The organism is Glycomyces tarimensis (genome assembly GCF_054776215.1).
The window spans coordinates 132,925-147,576 of the sequence record NZ_BAAHCB010000004.1; the positions used below are offsets into that span (position 1 = coordinate 132,925).

12 protein-coding genes are annotated in these 14,652 nt (G+C 70.2%); 4 read left to right on the top strand and 8 right to left on the bottom strand.

Annotation, left to right across the window (positions count from 1 at the left end):
- Window positions 1-5: 5 nt before the first annotated feature.
- The 6 genes from ispH to ACYVK3_RS04500 form a co-directional block, all read right to left on the bottom strand.
- Window positions 6-938: a 4-hydroxy-3-methylbut-2-enyl diphosphate reductase gene (gene ispH / locus ACYVK3_RS04475; protein ID WP_460496063.1), complete on the bottom strand. Its 933-nt coding sequence runs from the start codon at window positions 936-938 to the stop codon at window positions 6-8.
- Window positions 935-1,939 (bottom strand): polyprenyl synthetase family protein, encoded by a 1,005-nt coding sequence (locus tag ACYVK3_RS04480; RefSeq protein WP_460496065.1) that lies wholly within the window; start codon window positions 1,937-1,939, stop codon window positions 935-937. Before ACYVK3_RS04480 ends, ispH begins: the two co-directional genes overlap by 4 nt.
- A 73-nt stretch (window positions 1,940-2,012) precedes the next feature.
- Entirely contained in the window at window positions 2,013-3,434 is a 1,422-nt protein-coding gene (locus tag ACYVK3_RS04485) for a family 2B encapsulin nanocompartment shell protein (protein ID WP_460496066.1), read from the bottom strand.
- Between the two features lie 88 nt (window positions 3,435-3,522).
- The gene (locus ACYVK3_RS04490; RefSeq protein WP_460496067.1) at window positions 3,523-4,308 is read right to left on the bottom strand and encodes a bestrophin-like domain; all 786 of its coding nucleotides are present in this window, start codon (window positions 4,306-4,308) and stop codon (window positions 3,523-3,525) included.
- 73 nt (window positions 4,309-4,381) lie between these two features.
- Window positions 4,382-4,954 (bottom strand): hypothetical protein, encoded by a 573-nt coding sequence (locus tag ACYVK3_RS04495; protein WP_460496068.1) that lies wholly within the window; start codon window positions 4,952-4,954, stop codon window positions 4,382-4,384.
- A gap of 35 nt (window positions 4,955-4,989) precedes the next feature.
- Window positions 4,990-7,191: a terpene synthase family protein gene (locus ACYVK3_RS04500; RefSeq protein ID WP_460496069.1), complete on the bottom strand. Its 2,202-nt coding sequence runs from the start codon at window positions 7,189-7,191 to the stop codon at window positions 4,990-4,992.
- 319 nt (window positions 7,192-7,510) lie between these two features.
- Between ACYVK3_RS04500 and ACYVK3_RS04505 the strand changes: the two genes are divergently transcribed.
- From ACYVK3_RS04505 to ACYVK3_RS04520, 4 genes are read left to right on the top strand one after another with little or no spacing between them, the layout of a single operon-like run.
- Window positions 7,511-8,977 carry an FAD-dependent oxidoreductase gene (locus ACYVK3_RS04505; protein ID WP_460496070.1) on the top strand — a complete coding sequence of 489 codons (1,467 nt, stop codon included), beginning with the start codon at window positions 7,511-7,513 and terminating at the stop codon, window positions 8,975-8,977.
- Complete coding sequence (nirB, locus tag ACYVK3_RS04510; protein ID WP_460496071.1) at window positions 8,974-11,454, top strand: nitrite reductase large subunit; 2,481 nt, start codon at window positions 8,974-8,976, stop codon at window positions 11,452-11,454. Before ACYVK3_RS04505 ends, nirB begins: the two co-directional genes overlap by 4 nt.
- Before the next feature lie 5 nt (window positions 11,455-11,459).
- Window positions 11,460-11,801 (top strand): nitrite reductase (NAD(P)H) small subunit family protein, encoded by a 342-nt coding sequence (gene nirD, locus ACYVK3_RS04515; protein WP_460496072.1) that lies wholly within the window; start codon window positions 11,460-11,462, stop codon window positions 11,799-11,801.
- Window positions 11,801-12,958, top strand: a complete 1,158-nt coding sequence (locus tag ACYVK3_RS04520) for a uroporphyrinogen-III synthase (RefSeq protein WP_460496073.1) — start codon at window positions 11,801-11,803, stop codon at window positions 12,956-12,958. The genes nirD and ACYVK3_RS04520 overlap by 1 nt, the downstream gene beginning before the upstream one ends.
- Window positions 12,959-13,057: 99 nt before the next feature.
- Here ACYVK3_RS04520 and ACYVK3_RS04525 read toward each other — a convergent pair whose 3' ends face one another.
- The gene (locus ACYVK3_RS04525) at window positions 13,058-13,672 is read right to left on the bottom strand and encodes a hypothetical protein (RefSeq protein ID WP_460496074.1); all 615 of its coding nucleotides are present in this window, start codon (window positions 13,670-13,672) and stop codon (window positions 13,058-13,060) included.
- Between the two features lie 419 nt (window positions 13,673-14,091).
- Window positions 14,092-14,427: a hypothetical protein gene (locus ACYVK3_RS04530; protein ID WP_460496075.1), complete on the bottom strand. Its 336-nt coding sequence runs from the start codon at window positions 14,425-14,427 to the stop codon at window positions 14,092-14,094.
- Window positions 14,428-14,652: the final 225 nt, after the last annotated feature.

A 14,652-nucleotide genomic window follows, 5' to 3' on the forward strand; every position in this document is an offset into this window, starting at 1 on the left:
CCGTTTCATCGGAGGCGCTGGGGGAGGAGGAACTCCACGTTCTCCTCCGCGATGTTCCGTTCGATCACCTCGATCGGGCCCTGCGTCGCAATCGCCGCCACCACCTCGTCCACCAGGGCCGGCGGTGCCGAGGCCCCTGCCGTCACGGCTATCGTTTCGGCTGCTTCCAGCCAAGCCGCATCGATCTGGTGGGCGCCGTCGATGAGGTGCGCCTCCGTGCCCGCCTCCCTCGCCAGCTCCACCAGCCGGTTCGAGTTCGAGGAGTTCACCGAGCCGACCACCAGCACCACGTCCGCCTCCTCCACCACGGCGGCCAATGCCGACTGCCGGTTCGTGGTGGCGTAGCAGACGTCGTCGGTCTTCGGCGCCTTGATCTTCGGGAAGCGCCGCCGCAGCGCGGCGGCGATCCGCTCGACCTCGGCGACCGCCAGCGTCGTCTGCGCCAGGTACGTGAGCCGGTCCGGATCGTCGACGACCAGGTGATCAACGTCCTCGACCCGCTCGACCAGCACCGTCCGCTCCGGTCTCACGCCCGTCGTGCCGACCACCTCCTCATGGCCGGCGTGTCCGATCAGGATGACGGTGTCGCCGCCGTCGGCGGCCCGCCTCGCCTCGCTGTGGACCTTCGCCACCAGCGGGCAGGTCGCGTCGACCGCGTCGAGCCCGCGATCGACCGCCTCGTGGGCGACCGCCGGAGCCACCCCGTGCGCAGAGAACACCACGAGCGCGTCGGGAGGCACCTCGTCCAGATCGGACACGAACACCACGCCGCGCGATTCGAGATCGCCGACGACATGCGCGTTGTGGACGATCTGGTTGCGCACGTAGACCGGCGGCCCGTACCGCTCCAGCAGCCGTTCCACGATGTCGATCGCCCGCTCCACCCCGGCGCAGAACGAGCGCGGGGACGGCAGCAGCACTCGGCGGGAGCCGTTCACCTCGTCCTCCCGATGGTGCTCGCGGCCAAAGAGCTCAGCTCCGCGACCGCCTCCTGGCGGAGTCCGGCGGTCGCCAGGCCCGCGGCGGCCGAGGCGGTGAGCGTCTTGGCGGCGGACTCGCTGGCCCGCCGCCCGCCGCAGGCCTCGACCAGCTCGGCGGCGCGCCGCAGCCGCGACTCGTCCAGCTTCGCCGTGCCGCCGTAGAGCCGCGCCAGCTCGGCCGACTCCGGGCCGCTCGCGCCGAGCGCGGCGGTCACCGGCAGCGACTTCTTGCGGTTGCGCAGATCCGAGTACACCGGCTTGCCGGTCACGTCCGGATCGCCCCAGATCCCCAGCAGGTCGTCGACGTGCTGAAACGCCAGGCCCATCCGGAGCCCGAAGTCCCGCAGCGCCAGCACCTGCGCCTCCGTGCCGCCCGCGTACAGCCCCCCGAGCGCGGTCGCGCACCCCATGAGCGAGGCCGTCTTGGCCTCCGACATGGCGACGCATTCGGCCAGCCCCACCCCCTCGCGGTGTTCGAAGACCGTGTCGGCAAGCTGTCCCTCGATGAGCGTGCGAACGGTGGCGGCGAGCCGCCCGACCGCCTCGGCGGCGGCCTCCCCGCCGGTGTCGGCCAGGACCTCGAACGCCAGGGCGTGCATGGCGTCCCCGATGAGGATCGCGTCGGTCGTCCCGAACGCCTTCCACACCGTCGGGCGGTGCCGGCGCAGCGCGTCGCGGTCGATGATGTCGTCGTGGACGAGCGAGAAGTTGTGGATCAGCTCCACGGCCACCGCCGCCGGGACGGCGGGGCGCCAGTCCCCGCCGACGGCCTTGGCGGACAGGAGCGTCAGCAGCGGGCGCAGCGCCTTGCCGCAGCCGCCACCGCCTTCGGCTTCGGTCCATCCGAAGTGGTATGCGGCGACACGGGAGGCCGCGGCGGGAAGTCGGTCGACGGCGGACCGCAGCCCTGAGTCGATGGCCTCGCGCTCGGCGGCGTAGCGGTCGGTCAGAACGGTCATTGGGCCTCCTGGTCGATGGTCGGGATCGGGTGCGGGCGGCCGGGGAGTACCCCCGGCCGCCCGGGTCATGACGTCAGCGGCCGAGTTCGACGTTCTCGAGGATGCCGAGCGCGTCCGGCACGAGGACCGCCGCCGAGAAGTAGGCGGACACCAGGTAGGACATCACGGCCTTCTCGTCGATGCCCATGAATCGGACCGACAGGCCCGGCTCGTACTCGTCGGGCAGCCCGGTCTGGTGCAGCCCGACCACGCCCTGCTCGTCCTCGCCGGTGCGCATGCACAGGATCGAGGTGGTGCGCGACGACGAGATCGGGATCTTGTTGCACGGCAGGATCGGCACGCCCCGCCACGCCGGGATGTGGTGCCCGTGGAACTCCACCGTCGACGGGTACAGGCCCCGCTTGCTGCACTCGCGGCCGATCGCGGCGATGGCCTTCGGGTGGGCCAGCAGGTATTCCGGCTTGCGGCGCCGGCTGAGCAGCTCGTCCAGGTCGTCCGGCGTGGGCGGTCCCGTCCGCGTCGGGATGCGCTGCTCGAGCGCGGCGTTGTAGAGCAGCCCGAAGCCGCGGTTGTTCACCATCTGGTCCTCCTGCTGCTCGCGCAGGGCCTCGACGGTGAGCCGGAGCTGCTGCTCCATCTGGTTCATCGGCTTGTTGTACAGATCGGCGACGCGCGTGTGGACGCGCAGCACCGTCTGCGCCACGGACAGCTCGTACTCGCGCGGCGCGAGGTCGTAGTCGACGAACGTCCGCGGCAGGTCCGGCTCGCCGTCGTGCCCCGCCGCGATGTCGATCGCGGCCTCGCCGTACTTGTTGGACCTGGCCGAGAGCCCGGACTTGTACCGCTCGAGGTGCCCGGCCAGCGTCGGGATGCGCTCGATCAGCTCCGCGATGGCCTCCGCCGGCAGGGTGAGCACCGTGGTCGGCGTGGCGGCCACGACGTCGCGGTCCCACTCCGGATGCGGCTCGATGAGCGCCGTCTCGCCGAGGTGGTCGCCGTCGATGAGCACCTCGAGCGACGCCCGGTCCCCGTAGGGTCCCGACGCCTGCTCCTCGACGCGCCCGTGGGCGATGAGGTGCAGGCCGTCGACCGGCTCGCCGCTGCGGGCGAGGAGGTCGCCCGGCTCGAGCTCGCGCTGCTCGAAGCGGTCGGCGATCGCCTCGAACGCGGCCTCGTCGCCGAGGCCCCGCAGCTGCGCGATCTCGCCGAGCTCGCGCGGGATGACCTGGACGCTCGCGCCCTCGGTGGTGAACTCGACGCGGCCGTCGCCCACGGTGTGGGTCAGGCGCCGGTTGACCCGGTAGGTGCCGCCGGAGGTCTGGACCCACGGCAGGACGCGCAGCAGCCACCTGGAGGTGATCTCCTGCATCTGCGGGGCCGATTTGGTGGTGGAGGCGAGGTTCCGGGCCGCGGCCGTCGAGAGGCTGGTGGCTTCGGATCGGCCGTTGTCGGTGTGAGCCGGGGGAGTCGTGTTGACGAGTACCGAATCGGACATGGGAATGCTTCCTCACGCTAGGGCGTATGGTGCTCAATGGTAGTTATAGGACTATCAGGTGTATTTCGGTCTATCAACCCCTAATGCATCATAGGTCCGTATAATGCGCATCGATCTCGTCGAAGCGCTCCAGCGCGGTCTCGAAGGCGTCGGGACCGACGGCCCCACCGCGACTGAACGGGTATTCGAGCTCGTAGGTGGCGAAGAGCATGAGCGCCACCATGCCCGAGATCAGGCCGACCAGGACGTACTGGAACCGGCGCGTGGGCGTGCCGAGCGTCAACGACACGATGAGGACCAGCAGCGCGCCGGGCAGCAGGACGCTCCACATCGAGCCGGACAGGCCGCGCTGCGCCTGGAACAGCCGGTCGGTGCGGTACTCGGCGACGGCGCGGATCTGATCGCGGGCGTCGTCGAGCCGGCTCTGGACGACCTCGTCGTCCGGCTGGTTCGCCGCCAGCGGGGCGCGCATCTCATCGATGAGCAGCACCCCGTCGGTGTCGACGGGCCTGAGCCCGCTCATCGAGTCCCACTCCTCGCCCACGACCAGCTCGGTGTACTCGCGCACCGCCGCCCGGGTGGCGGTGCGCTCCTCTTCGGGCAGCGACGCGGCCGCCCAGTACACCTCCACGAGCGCGTCGGCCTCCTGATAGGTCACGTGCCCTGCCTCATTGCGGTTCTCCCACGCGGTGATGAGCACGAACGCCAGGACGACGGCGTACAGCACCGTGATGAGCTCGAACAGCGTCGTGCCGATCTCGTTGTTGCGTTCACGGTCGGTCGGCGGCGCGAAACGCTGGAGCAGCGCGACGAGCACACTGACCGCCGCCACCACCGAGAGGGTGAATACCAGGCTTTCCCACCAGATTGCCATTGACAGCCTTAAAGTTCGTAAAACAGAATGTGAGTCATGAATACGATATTCAGGGATAAGGCTCCCGGGAGCCTCAGGTGATCCGCCGGGCGCTGCTCGTGCTCGCGACCGCGTTCGCGACGGCCGGGACCGCGCTGGCGTTCTCCACCGGGGCCCAGGCCCAGGTCATCGACATCGAGATCGGCATCTGCATCGACCTGCCGCTGCTGCCGCTGCTGCCGTGCCCCTCACCGGAGCCGCCGGCGCCTGAACCCCCTTCGCCGGAGCCGCCTGCTCCCGAGCCGCCTTCGCCCACGCCCGCCCCTCCTTCCGAATCCCCGGACCCGTCGTGTCCCTCACCGACGCCCACGTCCGCCGAGCCCTCGGCCTCGCCGGGCCGGCCCGAACCGACGCCTTCTGGTTCCTCGGCCGTGCCTCCGGCGCCCGAGCCTCCCGCCTCGGCTTCGCCCGAGCCTCCCGCCTCGGCTTCGCCCGAACCGGTGCCCGAGCCCCCCGCCTCGACTTCGCCCGAACCTCCGGCGCCGTCGACGCCCTTCGCGCCGGCCTCGTCGCCGCCTCCGGACCTCGGCCCGCTGCCGGCCGGGCTCGCCATCGAGGAGCCTGCGTCGGCGTCCGGGTCCGAACCGTCGGACTCGACGGAGACCAAGCGCCGCATGATGGCCGCGATGTTCGCCTTCGCGGTTACCGCCGGAGCGGCGGCGTCGGTCGGACGCCGAACGTGACCTCCGGCGGGCCGGGGCGACGCATGACCTCCATGCGCCGCCCTGAGCGCAGTTCCTCCTCGCGGTAGCGGGTGCACTCCCGGTGCCAGTTCAGGATGGCCGCGACCCAGTAGCGCAGGTCGGCGACGTAGGCCTCCAGCGCCGCGGTCGCGCCGGCGTCGAGTCCGAACTCCTCGGTGAGCACCGGCAACTCCGTGGCGGCGACCAGTTCGAACTGCCTGATCCGCGCCGAGACGAGGTCGGCCACCACGCCCGCGGCCTCGTCCTTCGAGCACTCGAGGAACTCCTCGACCACCACGAGGCCGTTGATCATCTCGCCTTCGAACTCGACCTCCTTCTGGTACGAGAAGAGGTCGTTGATGAGGCAGGCGGCGTCCACGGCGCTGTTCTCCAGCTCGCGCACCGGCCGCGAGGCGTAGACCTCGTCCGGCACCAGTCGACCGGTCGTCAATCGCGCCAGGCTGATCGTCATGTCCGCGCCGAACGTGGCCCGGCGCATCTCGACGTAGTCGACCGGGTCCGGAACGCGGTTCTGCGACGCGGTGTGCAGCTCCCACAGCCAGCCCTCGAGCATCGTCTCCACGGCCGCCTTGAACTCGGCGCGGCCCGTCTCGCTCAGCTCGACGGCCGTGCGCCGCCACAGGTCGGACAGGCCCGCCTCGAGCGGGTTCGTCGGCTCCGGCGCCGCCCCGAGATCGTTCGGCATGCACTGCGAGAGCCGCCGGTTCTGCGCGACGGCCGCCGCCAGATCGCGGCCTCGTCCGAAGATCCTCGGATAGTAGTCGTCGCCGTAGGTGCCCCATGCCAGCCAGTCCGACGAGCAGTAGAGCTCCTCGGGCGATCCGTCCGGGTCGATCCCCGCCGCGCACAAGGCGAGGTCCATGCCCTCGAAACCGCGCCGCTCCCACAGCCCCGAGCCCGGCCGCAGCGGGTCGGGATCGAGCATCCCCATCGTGGCGGCCCACTCCGCGTTGTGCCGCCGGGCGCCCTCCAGGTGCGGGTTGAGCCGAAGCTCGAACGGCATGTGGAAGTCGGGAATCGACGTCGGGCCGACCTGCCGGAACGGCTCGCGAGCGTGCTGGCGCGGGCCCGAGGCGGCGACGCGCGCCGCCGAGGTGCCCAGGCCGTTGGGTCCGCCGAGCACCCGCTCGGCGGCGTCGTTCATGTACCGGCTCGAGCGCATGTGCCACTCGTGGCCGCCGGCCTGCCAGTCCTGGAGGCCCTTGGCGTACAGGGCGACCGCGGCCTGCTCGGGCGGCGTGACGCCCTGGTCGGCGCACAGCAGCGGCATCTCGGTGAGCGCGGTGCTCTCGAACTGGTGGAGCCGGCTGGTGAGGATGTCGTTCACCAGGTCCGCGGCCCGCTGCGTCTCGCAGCCGAGGAAGCGCTCGAAGACGAGCACCGCGTTGGCGTTCTCGCCCTCCTCGGTGACCTCACGCTGATAGGAGAACAGGTCGTTGCGCAGGTGGACGGCATCGGCGAACGTGTCGCGCAGGACCCGCAGCGGACGCTCGGCCGCGATCGCGTCGGGCACCTCGGCGCCGACCGCGTACTCGATCAGGTTCGCCGACCACGGCGCCCCGCCGACCTTGCGGCGCATCTCGATGTACTCGATCGGATTGGCGACGCGGTCGGTCTTGATGTTCGCCAGCTCCCACAGCGACTCCATGAGGAGGTTGACGGTGCTGACGGTGAAGCGGCGGCGCCACCCCATCGACATCTCCGGCGCCGTGCGCGCCCACAGGTCGACCAGGCCGGCCTCGACCGGATTCGTCGGCTCGGGCACCGGGCCGAGGTCCAGCGGCATGAACATCGGGATCCGGTCGAGGTAGGCCTTCGCGCCGGCGGTGTCCCTGGTGCGCTTGAACGCCTCCAGGAAGTGGTCGTCGAAGAAGAACACCCAGACGTACCAGTCGGTGATGAGTTCGAGGGCCTCGGCGCCGCAGTCCGGGTGGGTGTAGGCGCACAGCAGCCCGTAGTCGTGGCGTTCGAGCTCGGCCTCGTCCCATATGACGCCGCCGTCGGCGGCGGGGGCGTCGAGCATGCCCATCTCCTTCGCCCAGACGCGGGCGTGGGTGCGGGCCCTTTCGAGGTTCGGGTTGAGCCGTGCCGGATACGGCAGATAGCACACGGGCAGGACATAGGGATCGGATGCAGACATAACGCTCCTTAGAACGTGAAACGTTTGTTTGCGCGCTATATCACTGTAAGTTGCCCCCTTCATGATCACCACCCCCGATACGGGTGACGGGCAAAAGCGTCTAGACGGGCGTGTGTTCGCTGTGGAGGCGCGTCTTTCGGGACGCTGCGGCGCCGGCGTGAGGACTACTTAGCACGCGCGAAACACAGCTCGCCCGGGTGTGTAACAGCCCCGGGCGACGCTGGAGATCCGTCGAGGTCAGACAGCGCGGTCGCCGCGACAGCGCGGGGACGGCGAGCGCCGATGCCGCCGCACCCGCGCCGCCAGCAGAGTCCCACCCATGGCAGCACCGCCTGCCATATCGAGACTGCGGGAGGTCCAGCGCGTGAAGGTCGCCATCGTCGGCTACGGGATGGCCGGGGCACGAATCGCCCGGGAGCTCGGCCGGCGCGGAGTATCAGTCACCGTCTTCGGTGCCGAGTCCAACGCCGCCTACAACCGCATCCTGCTCTCCAGCATGATCGCCGGGAAGCAGTCAGAGCACGAGATCGCGCTGCCCACCCCGCCCGAGCACGTCGAACTGCGTCTCGGCGAGGCCGTCGAACACGTCGACCTCGACGCCAAGACCGTGGGCGGCACTGCCTTCGACAAGCTCGTCCTGGCCACCGGCGCCGAGGCGTTCGTGCCGCCGGTGCCCGGGCTCGACCCGCTCCCCACCGGCGCCTACGTCCTGCGCACCATCGAGGACGCCCGCCGGATCCTCACCGAGTCCGAGAACCGCGCCAGCGCGGTGGTGCTCGGCGGCGGACTGCTCGGCCTCGAGGCCGCCCGCGGCCTCGCCGGGCGCGGCATGGACGTCACCGTGGTCCACGCCGGCGGCCACCTCATGGAGCGCCAGCTCGACCCGCTCGGCGCGCGGGTCCTCGCCGACACCTACGCCGAGCTCGGCGTGCGCTCGGTGACCGACGCCCAGACCACCCGCGTCATCCACGGCGACGACGGGCTGACGCTGGTGCTGGCCGACGGGCGCACCGTCACCGGCCAGCTCATGGTCGTCTCCTGCGGCATCCGCCCCGACACGGAGCTCGCCGAGGCCATGGCGCTCAAGGTCAACCGCGGGGTCGTCATCGACGACCAGTGCCGCACCTCGCACGACGACGTGTTCGCCGTCGGCGACTGCGCCGAGCACCGCGGCATCCCCTACGGGCTCGTCGGGCCCGCCTGGGAGCAGGCCGACGTGGTCGCCGACCTGCTGTCCGGAGTGGATCCGGACGCGTCCTACACCGGCTCGCGCCTGGTCACCCGGCTCAAGGCCGCCGGGATCGATCTGGCCGCGATGGGGCAGGTCGAGGGGGACGAGGTCGTCTCCTTCGCCGACCCCGCCCGCGGCACCTACGCCCGCCTGGTCATCGACGAGGAGGGCCGCCTCGCCGGGGCGGTCATGCTCGGCGACAACCCGATGGTCGGGCAGGTGGTGCAGCTGTTCGACACGGGCGACCCGGTCCCGCACGACCGCCGGACGCTCCTGACGGGCCGTCCGGGCGAGTCGGTGTCGGTGGCGCCCGACAGCCCCGCGTCGATGGCCGACGAGGTCGTGGTGTGCCGCTGCAACAACGTCACGAAGAAGGCATTGACCGCCGCGTTCCACTCCGGAGCCCGGACCCCGGAGGCGCTGTCAGAGGCCACCCAGGCCTCGACCGGCTGCGGCACCTGCGTCGACGACGTGGGCCGGGTGTGCAAGTGGCTGGGCGACACCGTTACAGGTATCGGCGAGGCCGCAGCGATCTTGAATGAGGTATCAGCATGAGCAGCAAGCGATTGGTAGTCGTCGGCGACGGCATGGTCGGCCGTCGGTTCCTGGAGGCGATCGTCGAGCGCGACCCGTCATGGCAGGTGACCGTCCTCTGTGAGGAGCCGCGTCCCGCCTACGACCGGGTGCGGCTGTCGGCGTTCTTCGACGGGGTGAGCGCCGAGGAGCTGTCCCTGGCCTCCGAGCTGCCGGGGGTCGACGTCCGCCTCGGCGAGGCCGCGCTCGCCGTGGACACCGAGGCCGGCACCGTCACCACGGCGCAGCGCGCCTACGCCTACGACAAGCTCGTGCTCGCGACCGGCTCCTACCCGTTCGTACCGCCGGTCGAGGGCGCCGACCTCGACGGCGTGTTCGTCTACCGCACCCTCGACGACCTGGCGGCCATCAAGGCCCGCGCCGCCGGCAGGCGCCACGGCGTCGTCATCGGCGGCGGGCTGCTCGGCCTGGAGGCCGCGAACGCGCTGCGCCTGCTCGGCCTGGAGACCCGGATCGTGGAGTTCGCGCCGTGGCTCATGGCCCGCCAGCTCGATGAGGCCGGCGGCGGCATCCTCAAGCAGCACATCGAGAAGCTCGACATCCGCGTCGACTGCTCGACCGGCGCCACCAGGATCGCCGAGACCGGCGACCGCCTGCTCATGGAGACCAACCGGGACGGCGTCGCCTTCGAGACCGACCTCATCATCTTCGCCGCCGGGGTGCGGCCCGCCGACCGGCTCGCCCGCGAGGCCGGCCTGGAGGTCGGCGAGCGCGGCGGCGTCATCGTCGACACCGCCTGCCAGACCTCGGACCCGGACGTGTTCGCGATCGGCGAGGTCGCCGCGATGGAAGGCGTCTGCTTCGGCCTGGTCGCCCCCGGCTACGCGATGGCCGAGGTCGTCGCCGACCGGCTCGCCGGCGGCGGGGCCACCTTCCCCGGCGCGGACCTGTCCACCAAACTCAAGCTCCTCGGCGTCGACGTCGCCCAGTTCGGCGCGATGGACGGCCCGCTCGCGACGACCTACCTCGACCCGGTCGAGGGCGTGTACGCCAAGCTGGTCCTCTCCGACGACGCGCAGACCCTGCTGGGCGGCATGCTCGTCGGCAACGCCGAGCCCTACCCGCTGCTGCGCGCCGGCGTCGGCGCGAAGGCCCCGGCGCAGCTGGCGGACCTGCTGTCCTCCGGTGAGGTCGAGGGCACGCTGCCCGACGCCGCGCAGGTGTGCTCGTGCAACGCGGTCACCAAGGGCGAGATCATGGGCGCCGTCCACGACGGCTGCCACGACGTGGGCGAGATCAAGGCCTGCACCAAGGCCGGCACGAGCTGCGGATCGTGCGTCCCGATGCTCAAGCAGCTCCTCGCCGAGGGCGGCGTCGAGGTGTCCAAGTCGATCTGCGAGCACTTCGGCCAGTCGCGGGCGGAGCTGTTCGACATCGTCAAGGTCACCGGTATCGCCACGTTCAGCGAGCTCATCGCCCGCCACGGCTCCGGCCTCGGCTGCGACCTGTGCAAGCCCACCGTGGCGTCGATCCTGGCGAGCCTGGGAGGCGGGCACATCCTCGAGGGCGAGCAGGCCGCGCTCCAGGACACCAACGACCACTTCCTCGCCAACATGCAACGCAACGGCACCTACTCGGTCGTCCCGCGCATCCCCGGCGGTGAGATCACGCCCGAGAGGCTCATCGTCATCGGCGAGGTCGCCCGCGACTTCGGGCTCTACACGAAGATCACCGGCGGCCAGCGCATCGACATGTTCGGCGCCCGCGTGGAGGACCTGCCGAAGATCTGGCGCCGCCTGGTCGACGCGGGCTTCGAATCGGGCCACGCCTACGGCAAGGCGCTGCGCACCGTGAAGTCCTGTGTGGGCACCGACTGGTGCCGCTACGGCGTCCAGGACTCGGTCAAGATGGCGATCGACCTGGAGCTGCGGTATCGCGGTCTGCGCAGCCCGCACAAGCTCAAGTCGGCGGTCTCGGGCTGCGCCCGCGAGTGCGCCGAGGCGCGCGGCAAGGACTTCGGCGTCATCGCCACCGAGGACGGCTGGAACCTCTATGTGGGCGGCAACGGCGGCTTCACGCCGCGCCACGCCGACCTGCTGGTGTCCGACGTGGACTCCGAGACGCTGGTGCGGACGATCGACCGCTTCCTGATGTTCTACATCGCCACGGCCGACCGGCTCCAGCGCACGTCGAAGTGGGTCGATGCCCTCGAAGGCGGCATCGACTACCTGCGCGAGGTAGTCGTGGACGACAAGCTGGGGATCTGCGGCGAGCTCGACGCGCTCATGGCCGAACACGTGGAGCATTACGCCGACGAGTGGAAGGGCGTCCTCGACGACCCCGAGAAGCTCCAGCGCTTCGTGTCCTTCGTCAACGCCCCCGAGACCCCGGACCCGTCGATCGAGTTCGAGACCGTTCGCGGACAGCGGTTCCCCGCGGGGACGACGGCCCGCTCGCACGTGCAGCCGGTGCTGCTCGGCACTCCGGAAAGGAAGTAACCACCATGCAGGACATATGCGCATTCGACAGGCTCCTCCCGGGACGGGGCGCCGCCGCGCTGCTCGCGGACGGCACGCAGGTCGCCGTGTTCAGGCTCCCGGACGACAGCCTGTTCGCGCTGTCGAACCGGGACCCGTTCACCGGCGCGTACGTGATGAGCCGCGGCATCGTCGGCGACCGGGGCGGGGAGCCCACCGTCGCCTCGCCGCTGCTCAAGCAGGTCTTCTCGCTCAAGAGCGGCCGGTGTCTCGACGAGGAGAGCGTGGCGCTGGAGGTCTACGCCGTCGACATCGCCGATGGCATGGTCCGCGTCGGTGTCACCGCTGACGTGGGGGCGAGCGCCTGATGGCCGTCGCCGCTGCCCCGCCGCAGCCCGGAACGGGAGTGAACCAGGTGTCGGCACCGCTCACCGGATACACCGTCGCAGTGACCGCCCAGCGCAGGGCCGAAGAGCTCTCGACGCTGCTGGAGCGCAGGGGCGCTCGCACGATCGTCGCGCCCACCCTGCGGATCGTGCCGCTGCCTGACGACGAGGCGCTGCGCGCCGCGACCGTGGAGCTGATCCGGGAGGCGCCCGACACGATCGTGGCGACGACCGGGATCGGTTTCCGCGGCTGGCTGGAGGCCGCCGAGGGCTGGGGCATGGGCGAGGACCTGCTGCGCGTCATGGACGGCGCGCAGATCCTGTGCCGGGGGCCCAAAGCCCTCGGTGCGGTGCGGGCGGCCGGGCTCACCGAGGTGTGGACGGCGCCCTCGGAGACCGGCACGGAAGTCGTGGAGTACCTCAAGGAGCGGGGCGTCGACGGTCAGCGCGTCGCGATCCAGCTGCACGGGGACCCGGCCGAGGACTTCATCCGCACGGTCCGGGACGGCGGTGGCGCGGCCGTGCCGGTCCCGGTCTACCGCTGGACGCTCCCGACCGACATCACGCCGGTCCAACGACTGGTCGACGCGATCTGCGCCCGGCGGATCGACGCGGTCACGTTCACTTCCGCACCGGCCGCCAACGCGCTGCTGCGCATCGCGGGCGATCAGGCGGCGGACATGCTGGAGGCCCTGCGCGCACCGGCCGCGGACAACGGCGTTCTCCCGGTCGCGGTGGGCCCGGTGACCGCGGCGCCGCTGGTCCGACTCGGGGTGGACGTGGTGCAGCCGCAGCGCGCCCGCCTGGGCTCGCTGGTGCGCACGGTGGCCTCGGCGCTGCCGAAGCGCTCGCGCAGGCTGATGCTCGCCACCGGCCACCGTATCGAGCTGCGCGGCCACATGGTGCTGCTCGACGACGAGCCGTACCAGCTTCCGCCGGCGCCGATGGCCGTCATCAGGGCACTCGCCAGCGCCAACGGCAAGGTGCTCTCCAGAGCCGAGCTGCTGGGATACCTTCCGAGGGGCGCCGACGGCCACGCCGTGGAGATGGCGGTGACCCGCCTGAGGGACGCGGTGCGTCTCCGCTCGTGTGTGGAGACGGTCATCAAGCGCGGATACCGCCTCAACCTGGAGATCTGATCGGCCCGGAGCCGGACCGGCCGAACTCGCTTCGCTTGAGCGGGGGGAGCACCGGCGTCGCACCGCCGGACATGTCGCCCGGCGGCGCGGCGGTGTCGGCTAAAGCCCTTCCACCTTCAAAGGGAACCTCAAGATCGACGCGACGTCGTTCTCCGGCTGACCTGGCAGTGCCAGCGGTGTCGGGCCGTTGATCTTGTAGACCGCTCCCTTGGCGGGGAAGCCGGTCAGCTTGCCGAGCAGCTCCGCCGGCTCCTTGACCGTCAGCGAGAGCGGCTCGTCGGTCTCGGCCGGCAGTCCCAGAACGTCGGGATACCGCACGGTGATGCTCAGCCCCAGCGTGAGTGTGTGTTGGAACTTCGGCGAGCCCGACTCGGTGAGTCGCAGCACCGACTGGTCCTTCTGGTCGCGGGCCGTCGGTGAGATGGCGATCCTGACGCCTCCCATGTGGGCGGGCGAGGTCAGGTAGAACTCGCTCACCTTCGTACGGACCGACGAGGGGTCGCCCTTGTTGGACTCGATTTCGAAGGTGGCCTTGCCCTGAAGCCGACCGGTATTGATCTTCTGACCGACAAAAGCCAGTTCGATGCCCTTCGAGGTGAGATCGACCTCGACGGTAGCGCCCGGTGCGGGGAGCTTAGGAATGGGTTGTTCGGTCTTCCTAGCGGCCACGGCGACTCCCGCGACCGCCAGACCCACGGCCGCGCCCGCGGCCACTCCTGTAGTCACGCGGCGCGTGACTTTTGCCCGCTTCTTCGTGGACATGCTCATCGACATCTGCCTCCATTGGAGTTGCGAATCTGACGTTTTGAGGCTAAACCTGTATCGCGCCGACGATGTCGAATTGGTTAATTAACGCCAAAATCGAGTGAGGCGTTCAGTGGTGTGATATGCGATGTCATCGCAGGTAGAAAGCATGTTCGAATTGTCGATATGTTACCGTCGAGTTGTCTTTATAGGTCCATTATAGTGGTCCGATTCCGACAATTAAATGTGTCTATTCCTGCTGGATCCCGACCCCGCCGATATCGCCTCGCGGCACTGAGGTCCGCTGCGGCAGGAGATTGATCGGGCGCTATGTCGCCGCGGAAGGCCATGCGCGACAACGGGCGGTGAATCGGGGCCGAGACCGGGACTCACCGGTCGCACCATGCCGCCGACGACGGCATCAGCATGAGCACGATCAGCCCGATATTGATCGCGATCGGCAAGTACGGCGAGGTTTCTCCGGCGACCGTCGCGATCAGCGTGGTCCCCGAACGGAAGACGCTCAGCACGATGATCGTCGAGCGCGCCCACCTCTGGTGAAATTGGATCGCCAGTCCCAGTACGGCGTTCACCAAGTCGGCGAACACCAGCGAGAGCAGAAAGAACTCGGTGATCGGGTTCGCATCGCTCCGATCCGTGTACGCGCTCCAGTCCCGGCCCGAGTCCAAGAGCCCGACGGCCGCCAAGGTCCACAAGGCGGCCACCGCCAACAGGATCGGGGCGGGGATACCGCGAAGTAGCAGGCCGCGCATGGGGTCTCGCTTCCGTGACCGGGACTGCCGACCAGCCTAGTGATCGGGCACAAGGGCCACAGACGCGGCTTCGGATCACATCGCGGCGCCGAGCCCGCCTCGAAACGCGCGTCTACCGCTGGCGCGGGTGCCGCGGAATTCGTACGATGGTCCCAGCCCGACAACGAAAACGGAGAG